This window comes from Streptococcus sp. HMSC061E03, assembly GCF_001813505.1.
In the GTDB taxonomy this organism is placed as follows: Bacteria; Bacillota; Bacilli; order Lactobacillales; family Streptococcaceae; genus Streptococcus.
This window is the reverse complement of the sequence record NZ_KV812782.1, coordinates 1-6,243: the sequence shown is the minus strand read 5'-3', so window position 1 is coordinate 6,243 and position 6,243 is coordinate 1. Positions and strand designations below refer to the sequence as shown.

The 6,243-nt window shown below is 32.6% G+C and carries 8 protein-coding genes and 1 pseudogene; 7 read left to right on the top strand and 2 right to left on the bottom strand.

What is annotated here, in order from left to right; genetic code table 11:
- The first annotated feature begins 293 nt into the window (after positions 1 to 293).
- Positions 294 to 749 (top strand): SRPBCC family protein, encoded by a 456-nt coding sequence (locus HMPREF2917_RS00055; protein WP_000968642.1) that lies wholly within the window; start codon positions 294 to 296, stop codon positions 747 to 749.
- A gap of 132 nt (positions 750 to 881) precedes the next feature.
- Here HMPREF2917_RS00055 and HMPREF2917_RS11855 read toward each other — a convergent pair.
- Positions 882 to 986, bottom strand: a pseudogene (locus HMPREF2917_RS11855) (IS30 family transposase); the annotation flags it as partial.
- Between the two features lie 396 nt (positions 987 to 1,382).
- Here HMPREF2917_RS11855 and HMPREF2917_RS00050 point away from each other — a divergent pair.
- Positions 1,383 to 1,709, top strand: a complete 327-nt coding sequence (locus HMPREF2917_RS00050) for a DMT family transporter (RefSeq protein ID WP_049518302.1) — start codon at positions 1,383 to 1,385, stop codon at positions 1,707 to 1,709.
- A 163-nt stretch (positions 1,710 to 1,872) separates the two neighbouring features.
- On the opposite strand, the gene HMPREF2917_RS00045 is transcribed toward HMPREF2917_RS00050, so the two are convergent.
- On the bottom strand, positions 1,873 to 2,319 hold the full coding sequence (locus tag HMPREF2917_RS00045; protein ID WP_000287814.1) for a helix-turn-helix transcriptional regulator: 447 nt from the start codon (positions 2,317 to 2,319) through the stop codon (positions 1,873 to 1,875).
- Between the two features lie 319 nt (positions 2,320 to 2,638).
- Between HMPREF2917_RS00045 and HMPREF2917_RS00040 the strand changes: the two genes are divergently transcribed.
- The 5 genes from HMPREF2917_RS00040 to HMPREF2917_RS00020 are packed head-to-tail and all read left to right on the top strand — an operon-like array spanning position 2,639 to position 6,129.
- Positions 2,639 to 3,112 carry a hypothetical protein gene (locus HMPREF2917_RS00040; RefSeq protein ID WP_070588569.1) on the top strand — a complete coding sequence of 158 codons (474 nt, stop codon included), beginning with the start codon at positions 2,639 to 2,641 and terminating at the stop codon, positions 3,110 to 3,112.
- A gap of 40 nt (positions 3,113 to 3,152) precedes the next feature.
- A complete protein-coding gene (locus tag HMPREF2917_RS00035) occupies positions 3,153 to 4,349 on the top strand; it encodes a replication initiation factor domain-containing protein (RefSeq protein ID WP_009732036.1) in 1,197 nt (398 codons plus the stop codon).
- 2 nt (positions 4,350 to 4,351) lie between these two features.
- Entirely contained in the window at positions 4,352 to 4,738 is a 387-nt protein-coding gene (locus tag HMPREF2917_RS00030) for a hypothetical protein (protein WP_009732035.1), read from the top strand.
- Positions 4,739 to 4,797: 59 nt separating this feature from the next.
- Positions 4,798 to 4,992 (top strand): DUF3173 domain-containing protein, encoded by a 195-nt coding sequence (locus HMPREF2917_RS00025; RefSeq protein WP_000598356.1) that lies wholly within the window; start codon positions 4,798 to 4,800, stop codon positions 4,990 to 4,992.
- 3 nt (positions 4,993 to 4,995) lie between these two features.
- On the top strand, positions 4,996 to 6,129 hold the full coding sequence (locus HMPREF2917_RS00020) for a site-specific integrase (protein ID WP_070588567.1): 1,134 nt from the start codon (positions 4,996 to 4,998) through the stop codon (positions 6,127 to 6,129).
- The last annotated feature ends 114 nt before the right edge of the window (positions 6,130 to 6,243 follow it).

Genomic DNA, 6,243 nt, shown 5'->3' with positions numbered 1-6,243 from the left:
CGGCACGTCCTTGCGGACACTGGATTTTGAGTTCTATGAATACACTTTTTAAATCTTATATCCTTGATTTAATAGGGTTTTGGGACTTTTGAATCTTGCAAAATAGACTCATTTTTCAAATTTTAGTAACTTTTTGGTAACACTCCATAACTTATCGTCCTAAGATCATCATCAGAGAATCTCGCTATCTTAATTATATTCTTCACTATTTTTAAAATAATTGCTATAATATAAGTCAATCATCAAAATGACTATTGATTGAAATTAATTTAAATAGAGAGGTGGCACTAGATATGATGGACTTTAATGTAGTATGTGATTTTAATGCACTTGTTTTTGCTGAAGAACATATAATTATTCATGCAGAAAGAGATAAAATTATGGCAGTATTATCTGAAATCAATAATTGGCATAACTGGCGTAATGGAATTTCAGAAATAAAATTATTAGCATCTCACATTCAAGAGGGGGCAAAATTTGAATGGAAATCAGGAGGTCTAAAATATAAATCCGAAATCCATACAGCTTCAGCTGCATGTTTTGGATGGACAGGTAATACAATAGGAGCTCATGCAATTCATAATTGGTATATAAAAAAATTATCAAATGGATCTTCTGAGGTTGTAGTTCAAGAGAGTTTAAGTGGCTGGTCTATCTTATTATTAAGGAAAATGATGAGACGTGAATTGCCTATCTTACTAAAAAAAGATCTTCAAGAGTTAAAATTTGCATGTGAAAATAAATTATAGAAGTAATTAGTTTTTTAAAAATGAATTTTAAATTTATTGACTGTATTAGCTAGAGTGATTGATTAGAGAGAGTCGATTTTGAGTCGGTTCTCTCTTTTTGTTAATGATAAATTGCAAGAATAAGTACAACATTTACTCAAACTCATCCACTAGAGCTTCACAAGCAGTTCTGTAAGCCAAATATTTTCGTTGTCGGTGATTGATATCATATAAGGGCTTGTTCAAAGCCTCATCAGAAGTTCTCTACCAGTGGATATCAGTCAAACTCTTTCCCCTTTCAACTATAAACAACCTTCATAAAATAAAATCACTCAACAAGAATATACTAATCTTTACCTATTGAAACTTAATCAAATAAACCATCAATCTGCATTAAAATAGTCAGAAGCCTCTTTTTTAAAGTTCTTAAAAGTAATTTTACCAGTAAAATCGAGACCACGCAAGACATTGAAATAAATCAAGACTTTATTTAAAATTTATCTTATGATATACTAAACTTATCAGCTATTGGTTCTGAAAAAGTGTCTGCCACAGTTTTACTACAAATTCTCATGACTTGTGCCAAGATTTATAAAAAACGGATAGCTATAATAGCTCTTAGAGCAAAAACATGACATATAGGAGGTTAAAGACATGTCATACTTTTATCTTTTTATCGCCATTGTAGGAGAGATATTGGGAACTAACCTTTTGAAATTATCAGACGGTTTTACAAAGCCTATTCCAACCGTTTCTGCCCTACTTAGCTATGGCGTTTGTTTCTATTTCTTATCACTAGCAATGCAAAAAATTCCTGTAGGAATAGCTTATGCAACATGGTCAGCTGTCGGTTTAGTTTTGATAGCCTCTATCGCAGTAATGATTTTCAAAGAAACACTAAATGTTTATAGCATTATCGGTTTAATTTTGATTATCATTGGTGTTGTCATGGTTAACTTATTAGGAAATGCAGGACATTAATAAAACCGGCTCTATACTATTTGTAGTGGGTAAATCCCCTATGGATATTATGGAGCCTATTTTGTTGTAGAAAAAAAGTTCCATAAGAACTATAATGAAAAGCTAGAATTCTGTCAATATTTTGGACACATTTTGGGAGGGAATTTTGAAGACTAGCGTCCTCCTAATTTTCCCAATAAGTTTTAACTTCTTCAAAAATCTTATTCAAAAGTTCTGCATCTTTTTCTGACAACTGATTTTTTTCTATAACTCTATCTTTTAGTTCTGTTGCCTTTATTTTATTTCTTGCCACCGAAACTGCTATTGAATGTTTCAAAATATCAAACTCATCCTTTGAAAAGTTTGCAATATTGGTAAGATCTAATTGTTCTAGAGGTAAACTACTGATAATTGAATAAGGTTTTTGTCCCAGCAAATAATCTGTAGTAGTCCCAAAGATATTTGCTAATTTCACAACGAATTCTAATCCTGGTTCTAACGTTCCATTCTCCCACCGAGAATATGTCCCTTGTTGAACTCCAATTAATTCCGATATTTGTACTTGAGTTAACTTTTTTGATTTTCTGAGAGTTTTTAACCTCTCTGAAAATTTATAATCCTCTGTATACATAATTCTCCTATAGATATTCTTATTCGTATATTTTAGCTTGACAAAATATTCTAAACGGTATAAAATAGAATTATTCCATAAGGAATATTTATTTTGAGATTGAATATTCCATTGAGAATATTATAGCATAAAAGGAGGTAAAAGCGTATGTAACTAGTAGTCGATTTAAAAAATTTTAATAAAGGAGGTAGGATTCGACAAAATAAAAAATCTTGAAACAAATGTGCCGTTCGTTCCAAGATCAAAACATATTATGTAACAATTATACCACAGAAAACTCTTCAGTTGCACAAGAAAATTTCGGAGGTTTCACAAAAAGATGACCAATAAAGAGTTAGTCAATCAAATTTCTGGCCTAAACTCTACCTCTACTCTTAAAAATTGGATTCAACTGATTAAAGAGATAAGTGGCAAGGAATTTAAGAAAATTAAAGTTCCTATCAGTAGAAATCCCAGAACTCATCAATTAAGTTATACAGTTGCCTATGATTTTACAGACGAAGACCTTAGACAATTTCAAAAGTTAGCTAAACTAAAACTTGAAATAGGTCTAAAAGAGGCTATACAAGCCGTATTTGGGAGTCTAGCAGACAATGTACATGAATCCCTAAACCAAGTAATAGATGAGCTCTACGATGAACTGAGCGCCTTAAAACAGGAATTTAAGCGAGAAATGCGACTGATAAAAATTGAGAATTCCAACCTAAAAAAGAAAATCCAAGATATTGAAGAGTCGATGCAAACCGGCTTACTAGGGTTTGTTAACAAGAGGTCAAAAAATAGGTTCGGCTAATAGCGAGTTTTCGGCTGAGCCATGAGGCAGAAAGCCGAAAATGAGCGTAGATGCGGACGGACCATTTTTGACCGATAGGGTGTGTAGTAACACCACCCTCTGCAAGTTAGGTGTACCATCGAAAGAATTCAGTATTGCCAAGGGTTTCGCAGATTTTAAGGGTGGCAAAATTAGGCAAAAAGTTGAATCAAAATCTATGGCAAAAAATGAACATTTACGTTCTGTATTTGACTGGATTCAAATTCAGTTTGACAAGACTGAATTTTCGCCAAGAGAAATAATCGAAGACATTCTATTTCTTGACTATGACCTATTTATTGAGAATATAGGGAGCCTTAAATACTATAACTATGATAGCCAGCTTCATTATGGAAATATCCGTATCTACTATGGAGCGAAAGAGTCGTCCTACATGCTTGTCATGTCAGGACAGGCACTCGAGTTCTATAGAGATATGGTATTAGATCCAAATAGTCTGTCCGAAAGACAGTTTCTGAACAACCTCTACTACAATTACAATCAATTTTCAGTAAGACGAATTGATATTGCAATAGATGATTTTAATGAAACACCCTATTTCACTCCTAATCAGCTTCTAAAGATTTGTCAGAAGAAACGCTTTATATATGGAAAAAGTACCTACTACAATACCTACGGAGATGAAACAATCGGCCAGACCTTATATTTGAGAAAACCCAATGATGATGAAAGACTTAGAATTTACGATAAACGCTTAGAACGAGCTGAGAAGCTCGGTATCAGCAAGCGGTATATAGAAAATTGGATAAGAACTGAGTTAGAACTTAGGAAAGAAAAAGCTCACTACTTCATTCAAGAATGGTTGCATTCAGAAATAGATCTTCTCAACTTTACCAAGGGATATCTCAAAGAAAAAGTGAGGTTCTATAGTGATAGTCACTTCTCAAAACCCTTGAGATCTTGGGAAAAGTTTTTAGGTCACTCAAAACCTGTCTCTATCATTATTTCAAAACCAAAAACAGAACTAGAACAAAAATTAGAATGGTTTACCTATAAAGGTTCTGGAGCTATTCTAAAAGCGTATAAATTTCTATACGACAATAACTTACTGCATGAGTATGAGAAATCTAACTATCTCGCACTCAACAATATGGAATATCCACCAGATTTAGCAAGTGGATTAATAGAAAGGGCAATTCTCTTTAAAAGAGAGGATTTGATCCCCACAATCAAAGAAAATATCAAAAGGAGAAATTAATTATGGCAAAAATGCTTTCACAAAATGACTGGAATTTTAATAACATTGGAACAAAATTTGAATTGGATGAAGTTATTCCAAAATTTGAAACGGAAGTCCGAGCAGATGCAAACGGAGAAATTATCAAAAACCGAGATGGTAGCGAAAGACGTTTTAATACCGATAGAATCATTGGTTGGAAATACAATGTAACAATTAAGGATGGACAATTCAAAAAGAAATCAACCCAAGTCTCAGTAGACAATCCAGATGCCTTGGTTGATAATGACTATATCCAAGCAATGGATGAAGTACCAGTTACATTTGACAATTTACAAGCTACTATGATTAGTTCGACAATGTATTACAAGGCAGATGCTATCCATTTAGTAGATGTAAAACAAAAATAAGTAAAATACAAGGGGAGTTAATCCTCCCCTTAGTTAATCTAATTAGAAAAGGAGATCACATGATTAAAACTGTAACAAAAGATGACCTTATCGAACTTGGATTTGCTCCAGGAACTGCAAGAAAGATTATCCATACCGGCAAATTACTATTAGTGAATCGTGGTTTTAACATCTACGATAACAAAAGGATTGGTACAATTCCAGCCAGTGTCGCAGAAGAACTATTAGGAATTGAACTCCAGAAAGAAGCGTAGCTTATGGCTTTACGTAAAAGTAGAGACAGAACTTGGATTGTTGATGTTTCCAATGGTATAAATCCAATATCTCTAAAACAACGTAGAATTGTAAGAAAAGGATTCAAAACTAAAAAAGAAGCATTGGAGGCCGAACAATACTTACGAAGTGTCGAACTTAAAGAAAAAAGTTTCAACTCAAAAATATCAATTGATATCCTTTATGATCTCTTAAAAGAAGAGGATAGAATAAACAACAGAAAACAAAGCTATATAGATACACAAGAAAACAACTATAACAGGCATATAAAAAACTATTTTGAAAAAGTTGATGATGTAGCTAAATTAACTTATGAAGATATCTATCAATTCAGAGAACATCTAAGAGATAAAAATACTCAAAACTCAGAAAAGAAGCTAAGTCCAAACACTATTAATAAAATTATAATTTTACTAAAGAAAATTCTGGATGTTGGATTAAGAAAGGGATTTTACAAGGAACATCCCGTAGGATTACTGAAAAAATTACCCATAGAAAAAGTAAAATTAAATTTCTGGACAGTAAAAGAATTTAAGCATTTCTTAACACTATTTAGCAACGATGAATACAATATAAAATTACTATTCACAGTTCTATTTTTTACTGGTCTAAGACTCGGAGAAGCTCTTGCTCTAACGTGGAAGGACATAGAGTTTTCTACAAATACAATCCATGTAAGTAAATCAATATACGTTAAAAAAGGTGAAGAACACATTAGTAGTACAAAGACAAAAGCTGGAACCCGAAGAATCATCATGAACACCAAACTAGTGGAGACACTAGAAGAATGGAGGCAAACACAGCATGAAAGATTAAAAGAATTTACAACCAACCTAGATGATCTACAGATATTTCAAAATAGCCCGATTACGATAACTAAGGATTCAATCGAAAAACAATATAAAAAAATATTACAAAGAGATAGTTCTTTAAAAAAAATAAGAATTCATGACTTCAGGCATTCACATGCTTCCCTACTAATAAACCAAGGAGAAGATTATCTTGTCGTAAAAGAAAGATTAGGACATGCTTCTATAACTACAACAATAGATACATACTCTCATTTGTATCCAAGCAAGCAACAAAAATTAGCGGATAAATTAGATGATTTGTTATAAAACTAGTAATTTTAAGTAACTCAGCGTTACAAATTCAACAAATAAAAGAAAAAGACAAGGTCCGAAAACCTTGTCTTTAATACTATACCGGCGGCCGGGGTCGAACCGGCACGT